The following is a 14,964-nucleotide window of genomic DNA, read 5'->3' on the forward strand; positions in this document are numbered from 1 at the left end:
CGGCCCCGGAGGGGGCCGCGCTGAATTTCAGGAGTGAGACACCATGCCCAACACGATGAGCAAGCCGGGGCTGGACCCTATCGAACATGCCAGCCGTGACGAGTTGCAGGCGCTGCAACTCGAACGGCTCAAGTGGACGGTTCGCCATGCCTACGACAATGTGCCGCATTACAAGCGCGCCTTTGACGCGGCCGGCGTGCATCCCGATGACCTCAGGCAGCTTGCCGATATCGCCAAGTTCCCCTTCACCACCAAGAAGGATCTGCGCGAGAACTACCCCTTTGGCATGTTCGCCGTGCCGCGCGAGCAGATTTCGCGCATCCACGCCTCCAGCGGCACCACCGGCAAGCCGACCGTGGTGGGCTACACCGCCGGCGACCTGGACAACTGGGCCAACCTGGTGGCGCGCTCGATCCGGGCGGCCGGCGGCAAGCGGGGCGATATCGTGCACGTGGCCTATGGCTATGGCCTGTTTACGGGCGGCCTGGGCGCGCACTATGGCGCCGAGCGCCTGGGTTGCACGGTGATCCCGATGTCGGGCGGCCAGACCGAGAAGCAGGTTCAGCTGATCCAGGATTTCCGTCCTGACATCATCATGGTCACGCCCTCCTATTTCTGCAACATCATCGAAGAGCAGCGCCGCCAGGGCATGGACCCGCGCGAGAGTTCGCTGCGCATCGGCATTTTCGGCGCCGAGCCCTGGACCGGGCAGATGCGCCACGACATCGAGCGCGAGGCCGGCATCGACGCGGTGGATATCTACGGCCTGTCGGAAGTGATGGGCCCGGGCGTGGCCAGCGAGTGCGTCGAGACCAAGGATGGTCCGGTCATCTGGGAAGACCACTTCTATGCCGAGATCATCCATCCGGAAACGGGCCAGCCGGTGGCCGACGGCGAGTCGGGCGAACTGGTGTTCACCTCGCTGACCAAGGAGGCCATGCCCATCATCCGCTATCGCACCCGCGACCTGACCCGCCTGCTGGCGCCCACGGCCCGCAGCATGCGCCGCATCGGCAAGATCACCGGCCGCAGCGACGACATGCTGATCGTGCGCGGCGTGAATCTGTTTCCGACCCAGGTCGAGGAGCTGGTGCTCAAGATCGACCAGCTGGCGCCGCACTATCAACTGGTGCTCTCGCGCCAGGGCAACCTCGATGAGCTGGAGATCCTGGCCGAGCTGCGGCCCGAATTCGGTCATCTGGGCGAAACCGAACGCGGCCAGCTTTGCAAGCAGTTGCAGCACGCCGTCAAGTCATACATCGGCGTGAGCGCGCGCATCGGCCTGCACGACGCTGGCGGCATCGAGCGCACCTTGACCGGCAAGGCCCGTCGCGTGGTGGACAAGCGCCCCAAGGATTGACGGGTCGCGAGGAGGAAAACGGGCCGCGGCCCGTTTTTTTTGGCCCTCGAAGGGATGCAAAGGCGCAGCGGCAGGGACGAAAAAAAAGGCCGTCGGGAGACGGCCTTTGAGTGTTAATAAACGGTTGTTATGTTCGTGTCAGGGGGGCGTGCCTCAGAAGCCCACGGCCTGGCCGTCGCGGCGCGAGTCCGAGGCGGCGATATAGCCGCCGCCGGGCAGGCGCTGGATCAACTGGGCCGAGCCGAATTCCAGGCTGTCGGCCGGGGCCACGGCGACGTTGTGGCCGCGATCGCGCAGCGTCTGGACCACATCGGCCGGCAGGTGCGCCTCGACGTTGACCACCGGGCCGTTCTCGACCCGAAAGCGCGGGGCATCGCTCATGGCCTGCGGGTTCTGGCCGAAGGCGGCCAGTCGCGTGGTCATCTGCAGATGGCCCTGGGCCTGCATCGAGCCGCCCATCACGCCGAAAGACATCACCGGCTGGCCGTCCTTGCTCAGGAAGGCCGGAATGATGGTGTGCATGGGCTGCTTGCGCGGGCCGACCTGGTTGGCGTGGCCCGGGGTGAGCACGAAGTTCAGGCCGCGGTTGTGCAGGCTGATGCCGGTGCCCGGCACCACCACGCCCGACCCGAAACCGTGGTAGTTGGACTGGATGAAGGACACCATGGTGCCTTGCGCATCGGCGGCGGTCAGGTAGACCGTGCCGCCCGTGGACGGCGCGCCGGCCAGCGGCGTGGCGGCGCGGTCCATCGAGATCAGGCGGGCGCGCTCGGCCAGGTACGCCGGATCCAGCAAGGCGGCGGCGTTCACGCGCATGTGAGCCGGGTCGGCAATATGGTGATGCAGGTCGGCGAAGGCCAGTTTCATGGCTTCGATGCTGACGTGGTAGTAGTCGGCGCTGTCGCGGCCCATCGATTCGAGGTCGAACTGCTCCAGCATGCCCAGCGCCATCAGGGCCGAAATACCCTGGCCGTTGGGGGGGATCTCGTGCAGGCGGTAGCCGCGGAATCCTTGCGAGATCGGCTCGACCCATTCGGGCTTGTGGGCGGCCAGGTCGTCGACGGTGATGGCGCCGCCGGTTTCACGCGCGTAGGCCGCGATCTTCTCTGCCAGGGCGCCGCGGTAGAAACTCTCGCCGCCGCTGTCGGCAATGTCGCGCAGCGTGCGTGCCTGCTCAGGAAAGCGCCACCATTGACCGGCCTCGGGGGCCTTGCCGTCGGGCAGGAAGGCCTGCGCGAAACCGGGTTCTTTGGCCAGTCTGGGCGCCTGGGTGGCCCATTGGCGTGCGATGGTGGGCGAGATCGGGAAGCCGCGCTCGGCGTATTCGATGGCCGGCTCGAAGAGCTGGGCAAAGGGCAGTTTGCCGAAGCGCTCATGCAGCGCCTTCCAGCCGGCCACCTGGCCGGGGACGGTGACCGTACCCCAGCCCGTGGGAGGCATGGTGTCGCGGCCGGCGAAATACTCGGGCGTCCAGGCAGCCGGAGAGCGGCCGCTGGAGTTCAGGCCATACAGCTTGCCCTCATGCCACACCAACGTGAACATGTCGCCGCCGATGCCGTTCATGACCGGCTCGACCACGGTCAGGGCGATGGCCGTGGCAATCGCGCTGTCGACCGCGTTGCCGCCGGCCAGCATCATGCGCAATCCTGCCTGTGCCGCCAGCGGCTGGCTGGTGGCGACCGTGTTGGAAGCAAGCACGGGCATTTTTTTCGAGGCGTAGGGGAAAGTCCAATCAAAAGGCTGTGACATGGCAGGGCGTTTGCAAAAGGAGTTCGGCGCGACAGGGATCGCGCAGGGTGGCGAATTGTATTCTTGGATAATTGGATCCAGTTTTATGTTAGCCTAGTTTTGCCCTGCATATCCGGATTCCCGGTAGCCGGTGGCGATATCATTCATCCCCCTGACTTTTCCGCCCCGACCTCGCCTTGCACAAATCCGCCCTGACGGCCGAAGAAGAGGCCTATCAATTCATCCAGCAGCAGATCCGCCTGGGTCAGTTCGAGCCGGGCATGCGCCTGGTGCCGGAGACCATCGCCAGCCAGATCGACACCAGCCGCATGCCGGTGCGCAGCGCGCTGCGCCGGCTGGCCGCCGAGGGCCTGGTGGAAATCCGGGCCAACCGCAGCGCCGTGGTGCGGGGCCTGAACCGCGAGGACATGCGAGAGGTCTTCGAGATGCGCGCCGTGCTCGAAGGGCTGGCGATACGCAATGCGGTGGCCAACATGGGGCCGCAGGCCATGCGCCGTCTGCGTGGGATGCTGGATCTGCTGGCCGAGGACGATATCGACTGGACCACGGCCCACCGTGAATTCCATGAGTACCTCTGCAGCTTCTGCAACCAGCCCCGGTTGCTGGGTCAGATCGCCGAGCTGCATACGGTGGTCGAACCGTACATGCGGTTGTGGTCCGCCCAGCCCGAGCATGGCCTGCGTGCGCGCGCCTCGCACGACGCCTTGATCGAAGTGCTGCGCACCGGCGATCCGCAGGCCTGCGAACAGGCCATGCGCGAGCACGTGATGCGCACCGTGCCCGCTTTGCTGGCGTTTCTGCGCTAGGCCAGCGTCGGCCTATCTGGCGTAGACCAGATCGCGCAGGCCCAGCGACAAACCGGGCCAGTAGGTGATCACCAGCAGGCATACCAGCACGACGCCCACGAAGGGCAGCAGCGGCCGGATCAGGCGTTCTACCGGCAGCTTGGCGACCGCGCAGGCGGCAAACAGATTCACGCCGAAGGGCGGCGTGACCATGCCCAGCGCCAGATTCACCACCATGATGATGCCGAAATGCACCGGCTCGACGCCGAACTGCATGGCGACCGGCAGCAGCAGTGGCGCCAGCACGACGATGGAGGCCGAGGTTTCGATGAACATGCCGATGACGAACAGCGCGGCGTTGATCCCGAGCAAAAAGCCTGTCTGGCTGTCGAACAGCTGCGACAGCCATTGACCCAGCGCGTCCGGAATGCCGGCGCGATTGAGCAGAAAGCTGAACACGCCGGCGTTGGCGATCAGGAACATGATCACGGCCGTGGAGATCACCGAGCGGTGCAGGGTGAGCGAAATGTCCGGCAGCTTCAGGCGCCGGTAGACCAGGGTGCCGATCAGCACGGCGTACACCACCGCCACCACCGAGGCTTCGGTGGGTGTGAAGATGCCCCCGTAGATGCCGCCCAGGATGATGACCGGCATCAGCAGTGCCAGCCAGGCGCGCTTGAAGGCCTGCCACAGCGGCAGGCGGCCTTCGCCATCGCGTTTGCCCAGCCCGTTGCGCCGGGCGTAGAGCCACACGTAGACCATCAGCGCCAGGCCGATCAGGATGCCGGGCACCACGCCGGCGATGAACAGTTCGCCGGTCGAGGTGTCGGTCGAGACGGCATAGAGAATCATCGGAATGGATGGGGGGATGATCACCCCCAGTTCGGCCGCGCTGGCCTGCAGCGAGGCGGCGAAGGGCGCCGGATAGCCGTGGCGCACCATCGCCGGGATCAGGATGGCGCCGACCGCGAAGGTGGTGGCCACGCTGGAGCCGGCCACGGCGGCGAAGATCATGCAGGTCAGCACGCAGGTGCAGGCCAGCCCGCCCTGCATGCCACCCACCAGACTCTTGGCGAACTCCACCATGCGTTCCGATATCCCGCCGGCTTCCATGAGGTTGCCGGCCAGGATGAAGAAGGGGATGGCCACCAGGGGGTATTTGTCGAGCGCGGCATAGATCTGCTGCGCGAACACCAGCCAGGGCAGCCCGCCCACGGAGATGCCGGTCAGCGCGGCCAGGCCGATGGCAATGGCCACCGGCACCGACAGGCCGAAGAAGATCAGCATGGAAAGAATCATCAACTGCGACATGGTCTACTGCCTGAAACGATGCAGCGTCCGCTGCGGAAGGCCGCCGCGCGGGGCGGGGGCGGTTCGTTCAAGTACGCCGGCTCAGCCCTGGGCGTCGTTGCGCTGCGGGGCGGCCTGCGCGGGCCCTTGGGCCCAGCGGGCGATGATGGCCAGCGCTGCCAGCGTGGCCCCGACCGGGATGGCCAGGTAGATCCAGGAAATGGAGATGTCCAGGCTGGGCACGTTCTGGAAGCGCACGCGCCAGGTCATCTGGCCGCCTATCCAGGCCAGCATCACCATGAAGACGGTGCAGATCAGAGCGATGAGGTGCTCCAGCAGGCGCTGCGCCCGTCCGGCCAGGGCGTTGCGCAGCAGTTCGACGCTGATCATGGCGCCATGACGAAAGGCCAGCGCCACGCCCAGGAGCACGGCCCAGATGAGCAGGGCGCGCGTGGCGACCTCGCTCCAGTCGGCGGGTGAGCGCAGCACGAAACGAGCGATCACCTGATAGAAGGCGCAGGCCGCCGCCGCGACCAGCAGGCATTGGGCCAGCAGCGACACGAGCGTGAACAGCCGGCGTTCGGCAAGACAGAGCAAAGACATGGCGAATCACCCGTAAGAGAGAGACGAAACAGCGCAGCCGCCTGAAAGGGCGGCTGCGGCTGATGGCGCTTACTGGGTGTCGCGGATCGCGTCGATCAGCTTCTTGTCGAATTTCTTGTAATACTCGGGGTAGGCCGGCTGGACGGCCTCGGCGAAGGCCTTGCGATCGACCTCGGTGACCTGCATGCCTTCTTTCTTGAGCTGCTCTACGCCGGTTTTCTCGATGTTGTCGACGTAATCGCGCATGGCCTGGGCCGACGCCTTGCCGGCCTGGTCGAATTTGGCCTTGTCGTCGGCGCTCAGGTCGTTATAGGCGTTGGCGGACATCAGGATCAGGGCCGGGCCGTAGACGTGGCCGCTCAAGGCCAGGTGCTTTTGCAGTTGCGACAGCTTGGCCGAGGTGATCACCGAGAGCGGATTCTCCTGGCCGTCGATGGTGCCTTGCTGCAGGGCGGTGGCCACTTCCGGCCAGGCCATCGGGGTGGGCAGGATGCCGATCTGGCGGAAGGCCGTAATATGGATCGGATTCTCGGTGGTGCGGATTTTCAGGCCCTTGGCGTCGGCAGGCGTACTGACCGGGCGCACATTGTTGGTCAGGTGGCGAAAGCCCTGTTCGCCCCAGGCCAGGGCGACGATGCCGCGCTCGGGGAACTTGGCGAGCATATCCTGGCCTATCTTGCTGTCGAGCACGGCGCGCGCATGGGGCAGGTCGCGCAGCAGGAAAGGAATGTCGAACACCCCGGTCTCGGGAACGAAGTTCAGCGTGGCGCCGGTGGAGACGATGGCCAGATCGATGGTGCCGATCTGCAGGCCTTCGATGACTTCGCGTTCGCCGCCCAGGGCGCTGTTGGCGAACTGCTGGATCTTGTACTTGCCCTGGCTGGATTCTTCAATGGACTTGGCGAAGGCGTCTGCCCCGGCGCCATAGTGCGAAGAGGTCGACAGGGCATAAGCCATCTTGAGGGGGGCTTGGGCGCTGGCGGACGTTGCAAACGCGCAGGCGGCCACCAGGCCGGCGACAAGCCAGGACTTACGCATAATGTCTTCTCCGAAGGTTGGGGTTTTTTTGTTTTCAGCGGCGGCCTTGTGGGCTGCCCTGCAGGAATAATAGCGGGATTCAATGGCTAAACACGCGCGGGATTCGGATTCAACCATGATGGATTTCCCTGATGGGCGCAGCGGCTGGCGCGCTGCCTGGCGGCTGGGCTGGAGCATGGCGCGGCGCGATGCGCGCGCCGGAGAGCTGCGTCTTCTGGCCCTGTCGCTGGTGGTCGCCGTGGCGGCGGTGACGAGCGTGGGCTTTCTTGCCGACCGGGTGTGGCGGGCGCTGGAGCGCGATGCCGCGCAGATGCTGGGCGCCGACGTGGTGCTGCAGGCCGATGCGCCGATCCCCCAGGAGCAGCTGGCCCAGGCCGCGCAGCACGGACTGCAAGTCACCCAGACCCTGCAGTTTCCTTCCATGGCGATGGCGGGCGATGCCGCGCAACTGGTTTCGGTCAAGGCCGTCAGCGCCGGGTATCCCTTGCGCGGCAGCCTGCGGGTGGCGCCGGCCCCTTTCGAGCCCGATGCGCTGACCCGCGATGTGCCGGCGCCCGGCACGGTCTGGGCCGATCCGCAGTTGCTGACCCTGCTTGGCCTGTCGGCAGGCGACACCCTCCAACTGGGCGATGCGACCCTGAAGGTGGAGCGGGTGCTCACCTATGAGCCTGACCGGGGCATGCAGTTTGTCAATGTGGCGCCGCGCCTCATGATCAACCGGGCGGACCTGCCGGCCACGGGGCTGGTAACCGAAGGCAGCCGGATCGGTTACGCCATGCTGGCGGCAGGCGACCCGGCCGCCGTCGCCGGCTTCGAGGGCTGGCTGGGCCAGCACCTGCAGCGCGGGCAGCAGTTGGCCACGCTGGAGTCGGGCCGACCGGAGATGCGCCGCATGCTGGATCGCGCACAGCGCTTCCTTGGGCTGGTGGCCTTGCTGGCGGTGCTGATCTCGGCTGTGGCCGTGGCGCTGGCCGCAGGCCGTTTCATGGCGCGTCATCGCGACGGCGTGGCGGTCATGCGCTGCCTGGGGGCCAGCCAGACGCTTGTCACACGCATGCTGTGGGTCGAGTTTCTGTTGCTGGGTCTGGCAGCCAGTCTGGTGGGTTGTCTGGTGGGCCTTGGCGTGCATCAGGCGCTGGTGTCGGCCCTGGCCGGCCTGATCGACACGCAACTGCCCGCCGTGTCGTGGCAGCCGGCAGCCCAGGGTTTGCTGACCGGTCTGTGCATGCTGCTGGGCTTTGCCCTGCCGTCGCTGGCCCGGCTGCGCCAGGTGCCCCCGGCACGGGTGCTGCGGCGCGAAGAGGGCGGCCTGCCGGGGCGCAGCCTGGGCGCTTATGCGCTGGGGGCGGTGGGCCTGGCCTTGCTGATCTGGTGGGTGGCGGGCGATACGCGTCTGGCCCTGGCCGCCGCCGGCGGCTTTGCGCTGGCGCTGGGTGTGTTCGCTGCCGTGGCGGCGCTGTGCGTGCAGGCGCTGGCGCGGGTGCGCCGCAGCCTGGCGGGCGCGCCGGCCTTGCGCTTTGCCCTGGCTGGCGTGGTGCGTCGGCGCGCGGCCACCATCACCCAGGTCTGCGCCCTGGCCGTGGGTTTGATGGCCTTGCTGTTGCTGGCGCTGACGCGCAGCGATCTCGTCGAGGGCTGGCGCCATGCGGTGCCGGCCGATGCGCCCAATCGTTTCCTGATCAACATCCAGCCCGAGCAGCGCGAGCCGGTGCTGGCGCGTCTGCAGGCGGCGGGCTTGCAGGCGGCGTCGGCCGGCGAGTCGCCGTTGTGGCCCATGGTGCGTGGACGGCTGGTCGAGATCAACGGCAAGCCGGCCAACCCGGACGACTACAGCCAGGATCGCGCCAAGCGTCTGCTGGATCGCGAGTTCAACCTTTCTTATGTCGAGCAGGCCCCGGCCGGCAACCGCCTGCTGTCCGGCCGTTGGCTCGATCCGGCTGCCCATGAGGTGTCGCTGGAGTCCGGGCTGGCCACCACGCTGGGCCTGAAAGCGGGTGATGTGTTGACTTTCGACGTGGCGGGCGAGGCCGTGCCCGTGACCGTCGCGGGCACGCGCCGGGTCGATTGGGATACCATGCGCGTGAACTTCTTCGCCATCCTGTCGCCGGCCGCGCTGGCCGACAAGCCGCAAAGCTGGATCACGGCCTTTCATCTGCCGCCTGAGCGCGCAGGGGTGCTGCGCGATCTGGTGCGCGAGTTTCCCAACCTGACGGTCTTCGATGTCGGGGCGATTCTGGCGCAGTTGCAGACGGTGCTCGAAGAAGTCGTGGCGGCGGTGCAGTTGCTGTTCCTGTTCACGGTCGGCGCCGGAGTGCTGGTGCTGGCCACGGCGCTGTCGTCCACGCGCGATGAGCGCCTGCGCGAAGCGGCGATTCTGCGCGCGCTGGGCGCTACGCGCGCGCAGCTGGCGCGCGCTCAGCGCCTGGAGCTGATGGCCATCGGTGCGCTGGCCGGCCTGCTGGCGGCTGCCGGCGCCTGGGCCGTGGCCTGGCTGCTGTCGACCCAGGTATTCGAATTCGCCCTTACGCCCAGCCTGTGGCCCTGGCTGGCAGGCCTGGCGGGGGGCATGGGCGCGGCGGGGCTGGCCGGTATGCTGGCCTTGCGCGGGGTATTGCGTGCGCCGCCCCTGGTAACTTTGCGAGATGCATGATGACGACCACCCGAGTCGAAGCGGTCTTTGAGCCGCTGGATACCACCAAGACCATTTTCGAGCTGCTGGGCGGCGAGCCCGGCGTGCGGGCGCTGGTCGATCGCTTCTACGACCTGATGGATCTGGAGGCGGATTTCACCGCCTTGCGCGCCACCCACGGCGCCAGTCTGGACGCCGCGCGCGACAAGCTGTTCTGGTTTCTCTGCGGCTATTTCGGCGGGCCGGACCATTACATCCAGCGCTTCGGCCACCCGCGGCTGAGGGCCCGCCATCTGCCTTTTTCGATTGGCGAGACCGAGCGTGACCAATGGGTGGCCTGCATGGGCCGGGCCATGCAGGATCAGCAGATCGATCCGGCGCTGGTCGAGCGCCTGCTGCATTCCTTTTTCGGCGTGGCCGACTGGATGCGCAACCGCTGAAGGCTTATCCGCGCCCGGCGCGCAGCGCCGCGGCCAGCCGGGCCGTTTCGGCCAGTGCGCCGGCCACCCCCTCGGACTGCAGGACTTCCACCAGGCGCGTCCCGACCGCCACCAGATCGGCATGGCGGCCTACCAGGGCGGCCTGCTCGGGCGTGCGTACGCCGAAGCCTGCCGCGATGGGCACGGCGCTGCGGTTTCGTATGGCCTGCAGCGCAGCGGCGATGTCGGTGTTTTCGGGCAGGGCCGAGCCCGTGGTGCCTGCCAGCATGACGTGATAGATGAGGCCGCTGGCCTGCGCGAGGATGCGGTCCAGGCGCGCGTCTGGCGTGGTCGAGGCCGTCATGCGGATGAGATCCAGGCCGAGCTGCTGCGCCTGTTGCCCGATTTCGCTGGCGTGTTCCGGCGCCAGGTCGACCAGGATGAACCCGTCCACGCCGGCCCGGGCGGCATCGGCCAGATAGCGCGCCACCCCATAGCGCAACAGGGGGTTGAGATAGCCCATCAGCACCACCGGCGTGGCGTTGTCCTGCTGACGGAAGTCGGCCACCAGTTCCAGGGTGCGGGCCAGGGTCTGGCCGGCGCGACGGGCCCGCTCATTGGCCAGTTGCAGCACGGGGCCGTCGGCAATGGGGTCGCTGAAGGGCATGCCGAGCTCGATCACGTCGGCGCCTGCCTGCGGCAGGCCGCGCAGTAATCGCAGGCTGTCTTCGTAGCCGGGGTCGCCGGCCGTGAAATACGCTGCCAGACCGGCCCGGTCGGCCTCGCGCAGGGTATGCAGTCGGTGGGCCAGGCGCTTCATGGCGATGTCTCCTCGAATTGCTGAACGGTTTTCAGATCCTTGTCGCCCCGGCCGCTCAGGCAGACGACCAGGATCTGGTCTGTGCCCATGGTGGGGGCGAGCTCGCGCGCATAGGCCAGGGCATGGGCGCTTTCCAGCGCCGGGATGATGCCCTGCAGGCGGGTCAGCCAGCGGAAGGCGTCCACGGCCTGCGCATCGGTGACCGAGGCATAGGTCACGCGTGCGGTATCACGCAGCAGTGCATGCTCCGGTCCCACGCCCGGGTAATCCAGCCCGGCCGAGATCGAGTGGGCATTGGCGATCTGGCCGTCTTCGTCCTGCAGGTAGTAGCTGCAGCAGCCATGCAGCACGCCCATGCGCCCCTGGCCCAGGCTGGCCGCGTGTTGCGCCGTGTGCAGGCCATGGCCGCCAGCCTCGATGCCGTACAGGCGCACCCCCGGTTCGTCGAGAAAAGGATGGAAGAAACCCATGGCGTTTGAGCCGCCGCCCACACAGGCGATCATGGCGTCGGGCAGTTGTCCGGTCTGGTCGAGCAATTGCTTGCGGGTTTCCTGGCCGATGACCTTCTGGAACTCGCGCACGATCCAGGGATAGGGGTGGGGTCCGGCGCCCGTGCCCAGCAGGTAGTAGGTTTCGTCGGGGTGGGCGATCCAGTCGCGGATGGCGGCATTCATGGCTTCCTTCAGGGTGGCGCTGCCCTGGTTCACCGTGCGCACTTCGGCGCCCAGCATCTTCATGCGCGCCACGTTGTCGGCCTGGCGCGCCACATCGACGGCGCCCATGAAGATCACGCAGGGCAGGCCGTAGAGCGCGCATACCGTGGCGGTGGCCACGCCGTGCTGGCCCGCGCCGGTTTCGGCGATGATGCGGCGCTTGCCCATGCGCCGGGCCAGCAGCACCTGGCCCAGGCAGTTGTTGATTTTGTGGGCGCCCGTGTGGTTGAGGTCCTCGCGCTTGAGGAACAGCCGCGCGCCGCCCAGGGCATCGCTGAGCGCGCGGGCATGGAACAGGGGGCTGGGACGACCCACGTAGTCGGCCAGCAGGGCGCGGTACTCGCTCCAGAAACCGTCATCCTCGCGGATCTCGCGATAGGTGCGTTCCAGATGGTCCAGCGTGGGGATCAGCGTCTCGGGCAGGTAGCGGCCGCCGTAAGGGCCGAACTGTCCTTGCGCATCGGGGGCGTCGGGGTGATGGAAGCTAGGCATGGTCTGTATCGGTGAGGGACATGCCAGTTATGGTAGCGATGAGGAAACGACAGATAAATCATAGATTTCTTGTTCATAGCTATTAGATTATCTAATATCTATTTATGAGAATCCTGCCCCCCCTGAACGCCTTGCGCGTCTTTGACAGCGCCGCGCAGCACCTGAACCTGTCCGTGGCCGCCACCGATCTGCAGGTGTCGCACAGCGCCGTGAGCCAGCAGATTCGCCAGCTGGAAAGCTGGCTTGGCTGCAAGCTGTTCGAGCGCCATTCCGAGGGCGTGCACCTGACGCCAGCCGGCCAGCGGCTGCAACGCGCCTGCCAACCGGCTTTCGACCTGCTGGAGCGGCAATGCGTCGAGCTGCGCGATCGCGCAGACCTGGATCAGGTCGTGCTGGGCGCGCCAGCCAGCCTGCTGGCTCATTGGCTGATCCCCCGGCTGGAGCATTTCGAGCAGGCGCATCCCCACAGCCAGGTCCGCCTGCAGACCGCCACCGACATCGCCCTGCTGGAGCGCGGGGTTTTGGATGTGTTGATCGTGGCCGACGTGCATCAGGCGCCGGGTTTGCTGCGCCTGCCCTTGCTGGCCGAGCAGACCGGGCCGGTTTGCAGCGCGGCGCTGGCCGCCGGCATCGCGCAGCCGGCGGACCTGTCGGCCTCGGTCCTCCTGCATACGTCGTCGCGGCCGCAGGCCTGGGAGCAATGGGCGCGCGCGCAGGGCTGGGTGTTGGCGCCGGAGGCCGGGCAGCGGCAGTTCGATCAGTTGGGCCATATGCTGGAGGCCGCTGCCGCCGGCCTGGGTGTGGGTATCGCGCCGCAGATGCTGGTGCAAGGCCATCTGCGCGATGGGCGTCTGGTGGCGCCGCTGGGTTTTCAGGAAACCGGCGGGCACTTCAATCTGTATTGCCGCGCAGAAACGGGCGGCCTGGTCCGCGATATCTGTCGCTGGCTGGCCGACGAGGCCGGGCAGGGGTGACGACGCCGCTTTTGCCGAGGGTCGCTTTAGGCGTCAAAATGCGCTTCTGCCAGGCGGGTGCCGGCAGAGCTTATGAGTCGACAGTGCGAGGGCGGGTGGTCGTAGATGCTGGACAGAACGATGCAAGAGAGCGGCGTGACGGCCGATAGCGAGGCCGGGCAGGGCTATGCGCGCCTGGGCTTCGAGGGCGGGGCGATGCTGTTCGATCGCGCGCGTCTGGCGCCGCCCGGCCCGCAATGGCTGCGGCCGCAGCATTATGGCGACCAGGCCCGCGCCGTGCAGGCCGGTGGCCGTCAGGCAGCCTGGTTCGTGCAAGGCCCGGGCTGGCAGGCCGTGCTGCGGGGCTACCGGCGTGGCGGCCTGGTGGCGCGCCTGTCGCGGCAGCGGTATGTCTGGACGGGCGAGGCCGGCACGCGTGCCTTTCGCGAGTTCCGTCTGCTGGCGCGCCTGCATGTGCAGGGGCTGCCGGTGCCGCAGCCGCTGGCGGCAGCCTGCTGGCGTCATGGCCTGACCTACGAAGCCGCCATCCTCATCGAACGCATCGAGGGCGCGCGCGCGCTGGCCCAGGATCTCACGCCGGCCGCCTGCGAGGCCGCCGGGCAGGCCATCGCGTCGATGCATCGCGCCGGGGTCTGGCATGCCGACCTCAATGCCTTCAATATTCTGCTGGATCCGCAAGGGCGGGCCTGGTTGATCGATTTCGATCGCGGCCATGCGCGCGGCGTGTCGGCGCGTCAGCGCCAGGCCAATCTGCAGCGTCTGCGGCGTTCTCTGCGCAAGGTTGCAGGCCCGCAGGGCGAGGCGGCCTGGCATCGTATTCATCAGGCGTATCAGGCCGCCGGGGCCTAAATACAACAATTGCGCCAGCCCCCTCGGGCAACGTCGTGCAAGTTCGCCGATCGATGGTCCGGGTCGGCCCACCCCCCCTTTAAAAGGCTTTATCATTTTGCCTTTTGGAAACTCTGGAATCTGCAAGGGGCTCGCGATGAAATCCTCGGCGGGAATGCGGGTGGTGGCAGGGCTGGCGCTGGCCGCAGCGGCAACCTCCACGGCAATGGCGCAAAGCAACAAGGTCGTCAACGTCTACAACTGGGCGGAATACACCGCTCCGGACACGTTGCCGGGTTTCGAACGCGAAACCGGCATCAAGGCCCGTTATGACGTCTACGACAACAATGACACCCTGCAGGCCAAGCTGCTGACAGGCAAGTCGGGCTACGACATCGTCGTGCCGTCGACCCATTACGCGTCGCGGCAGATCGAGGGCGGGCTGTTCCAGAAGCTGGACAAGTCCAAGATCCCCAATCTCAAGAACCTGGATCCGGACATCATGGCGCTGGTGGCCCAGGTCGATCCGGGCAATGAGTACGCCGTGCCCTGGGGCTATGGCACCAACGGGCTGGGATACAACGTCACCAAGGTCAAGGAGATCTTTGGCCCGGACGTCGACCTGGCCAGCTGGGACATGCTCTTCAAGCCCGAGAATGCCGCCAAGCTCAAGGATTGCGGCATCTCCATGCTGGACGAGGCGGCCCAGGTGTTTCCGGCCGTGCTCAAGTACCTCGGCAAGGACCCCAACAGCGACAAGCCCGAGGACTACAAGGCGGCCCTCGAAGTGCTCAAGCAGATCCGCCCCTACATCCGCCAGTTCAGTTCGTCGGGCTACATCGACGAGCTTGCCGTGGGCGACCTGTGCATGGTCTACGGCTTCTCGGGCGACGTGATGATCTCGCGCAGCCGCGCCAAGCAGGCCAAGAAGCCCTACGAAATCGATTATTTCATTCCGCAGGGCGGGGCGCCGGCCTGGTTCGATCTGATGGTGATCCCCAAGGATGCGCCGCACCCCGATGAGGCGCATGCCTTCATCAACTACATCGAAACGCCGGAAGTCCACGCGGCCATCACCAACACCATGTTCTACCCGAACGCCAACAAAGAGGCGCGCAAGCACGTGGTCAAGGATGTCGCGGACAACCCGATGATCTACCCCTCGCCCGAGGTGTCCAAGTCGCTCTACGTCATCAAGGCCCAGCCCTTGCCCGTGCAGCGCCTGCAGACCCGCATGTGGGCCGAACTGAAGTCCGGAAGATAA

General features: G+C 66.8%; 13 protein-coding genes. 7 read left to right on the forward strand and 6 right to left on the reverse strand.

The window, feature by feature from the left end; genetic code table 11:
- Positions 1 to 43 precede the first annotated feature (43 nt).
- Positions 44 to 1,360 carry a phenylacetate--CoA ligase PaaK gene (gene paaK, locus A7V84_RS00380; protein WP_025512371.1) on the forward strand — a complete coding sequence of 439 codons (1,317 nt, stop codon included), beginning with the start codon at positions 44 to 46 and terminating at the stop codon, positions 1,358 to 1,360.
- Between the two features lie 153 nt (positions 1,361 to 1,513).
- Here paaK and ggt read toward each other — a convergent pair whose 3' ends face one another.
- A complete protein-coding gene (ggt, locus tag A7V84_RS00385) occupies positions 1,514 to 3,109 on the reverse strand; it encodes a gamma-glutamyltransferase (protein ID WP_025512369.1) in 1,596 nt (531 codons plus the stop codon).
- 176 nt (positions 3,110 to 3,285) lie between these two features.
- Between ggt and A7V84_RS00390 the strand changes: the two genes are divergently transcribed.
- Positions 3,286 to 3,915, forward strand: a complete 630-nt coding sequence (locus tag A7V84_RS00390; protein WP_025512368.1) for a GntR family transcriptional regulator — start codon at positions 3,286 to 3,288, stop codon at positions 3,913 to 3,915.
- Positions 3,916 to 3,927: 12 nt separating this feature from the next.
- Here A7V84_RS00390 and A7V84_RS00395 read toward each other — a convergent pair whose 3' ends face one another.
- The 3 genes from A7V84_RS00395 to A7V84_RS00405 all read right to left on the reverse strand — a co-directional run bounded on the left by A7V84_RS00395 (position 3,928) and on the right by A7V84_RS00405 (position 6,825).
- Complete coding sequence (locus tag A7V84_RS00395) at positions 3,928 to 5,205, reverse strand: TRAP transporter large permease (protein ID WP_025512367.1); 1,278 nt, start codon at positions 5,203 to 5,205, stop codon at positions 3,928 to 3,930.
- 81 nt (positions 5,206 to 5,286) lie between these two features.
- Positions 5,287 to 5,787: a TRAP transporter small permease gene (locus A7V84_RS00400; RefSeq protein ID WP_025512366.1), complete on the reverse strand. Its 501-nt coding sequence runs from the start codon at positions 5,785 to 5,787 to the stop codon at positions 5,287 to 5,289.
- Between the two features lie 69 nt (positions 5,788 to 5,856).
- Positions 5,857 to 6,825, reverse strand: a complete 969-nt coding sequence (locus tag A7V84_RS00405) for a TRAP transporter substrate-binding protein (protein ID WP_025512364.1) — start codon at positions 6,823 to 6,825, stop codon at positions 5,857 to 5,859.
- Between the two features lie 115 nt (positions 6,826 to 6,940).
- Here A7V84_RS00405 and A7V84_RS00410 point away from each other — a divergent pair, with 115 nt between their 5' ends.
- Together A7V84_RS00410 and A7V84_RS00415 are read left to right on the forward strand one after the other, a co-directional pair.
- The gene (locus tag A7V84_RS00410; protein ID WP_170283336.1) at positions 6,941 to 9,475 is read left to right on the forward strand and encodes an ABC transporter permease; all 2,535 of its coding nucleotides are present in this window, start codon (positions 6,941 to 6,943) and stop codon (positions 9,473 to 9,475) included.
- The gene (locus A7V84_RS00415) at positions 9,475 to 9,894 is read left to right on the forward strand and encodes a group II truncated hemoglobin (RefSeq protein ID WP_025512362.1); all 420 of its coding nucleotides are present in this window, start codon (positions 9,475 to 9,477) and stop codon (positions 9,892 to 9,894) included. The genes A7V84_RS00410 and A7V84_RS00415 overlap by 1 nt, the downstream gene beginning before the upstream one ends.
- Before the next feature lie 4 nt (positions 9,895 to 9,898).
- Here the strand turns inward: A7V84_RS00415 and trpA are convergent, their stop codons facing one another.
- Both trpA and trpB read right to left on the reverse strand, forming a co-directional pair.
- On the reverse strand, positions 9,899 to 10,693 hold the full coding sequence (gene trpA, locus A7V84_RS00420; RefSeq protein WP_025512361.1) for a tryptophan synthase subunit alpha: 795 nt from the start codon (positions 10,691 to 10,693) through the stop codon (positions 9,899 to 9,901).
- Positions 10,690 to 11,898, reverse strand: coding sequence for a tryptophan synthase subunit beta (gene trpB / locus A7V84_RS00425; protein WP_063492386.1), 1,209 nt, complete (start codon positions 11,896 to 11,898; stop codon positions 10,690 to 10,692). The genes trpA and trpB overlap by 4 nt, the downstream gene beginning before the upstream one ends.
- Before the next feature lie 104 nt (positions 11,899 to 12,002).
- Between trpB and A7V84_RS00430 the strand changes: the two genes are divergently transcribed.
- From A7V84_RS00430 to A7V84_RS00440, 3 genes are all read left to right on the forward strand, one after another.
- A complete protein-coding gene (locus A7V84_RS00430) occupies positions 12,003 to 12,872 on the forward strand; it encodes a LysR substrate-binding domain-containing protein (RefSeq protein WP_033534415.1) in 870 nt (289 codons plus the stop codon).
- Between the two features lie 195 nt (positions 12,873 to 13,067).
- Positions 13,068 to 13,721, forward strand: a complete 654-nt coding sequence (locus A7V84_RS00435; RefSeq protein ID WP_231940197.1) for a 3-deoxy-D-manno-octulosonic acid kinase — start codon at positions 13,068 to 13,070, stop codon at positions 13,719 to 13,721.
- 136 nt (positions 13,722 to 13,857) lie between these two features.
- Positions 13,858 to 14,964, forward strand: a complete 1,107-nt coding sequence (locus A7V84_RS00440; RefSeq protein ID WP_025512355.1) for a polyamine ABC transporter substrate-binding protein — start codon at positions 13,858 to 13,860, stop codon at positions 14,962 to 14,964.

The sequence above is a fragment of the Bordetella trematum genome, assembly GCF_900078335.1.
GTDB lineage: Bacteria > Pseudomonadota > Gammaproteobacteria > Burkholderiales > Burkholderiaceae_B > Bordetella > Bordetella trematum.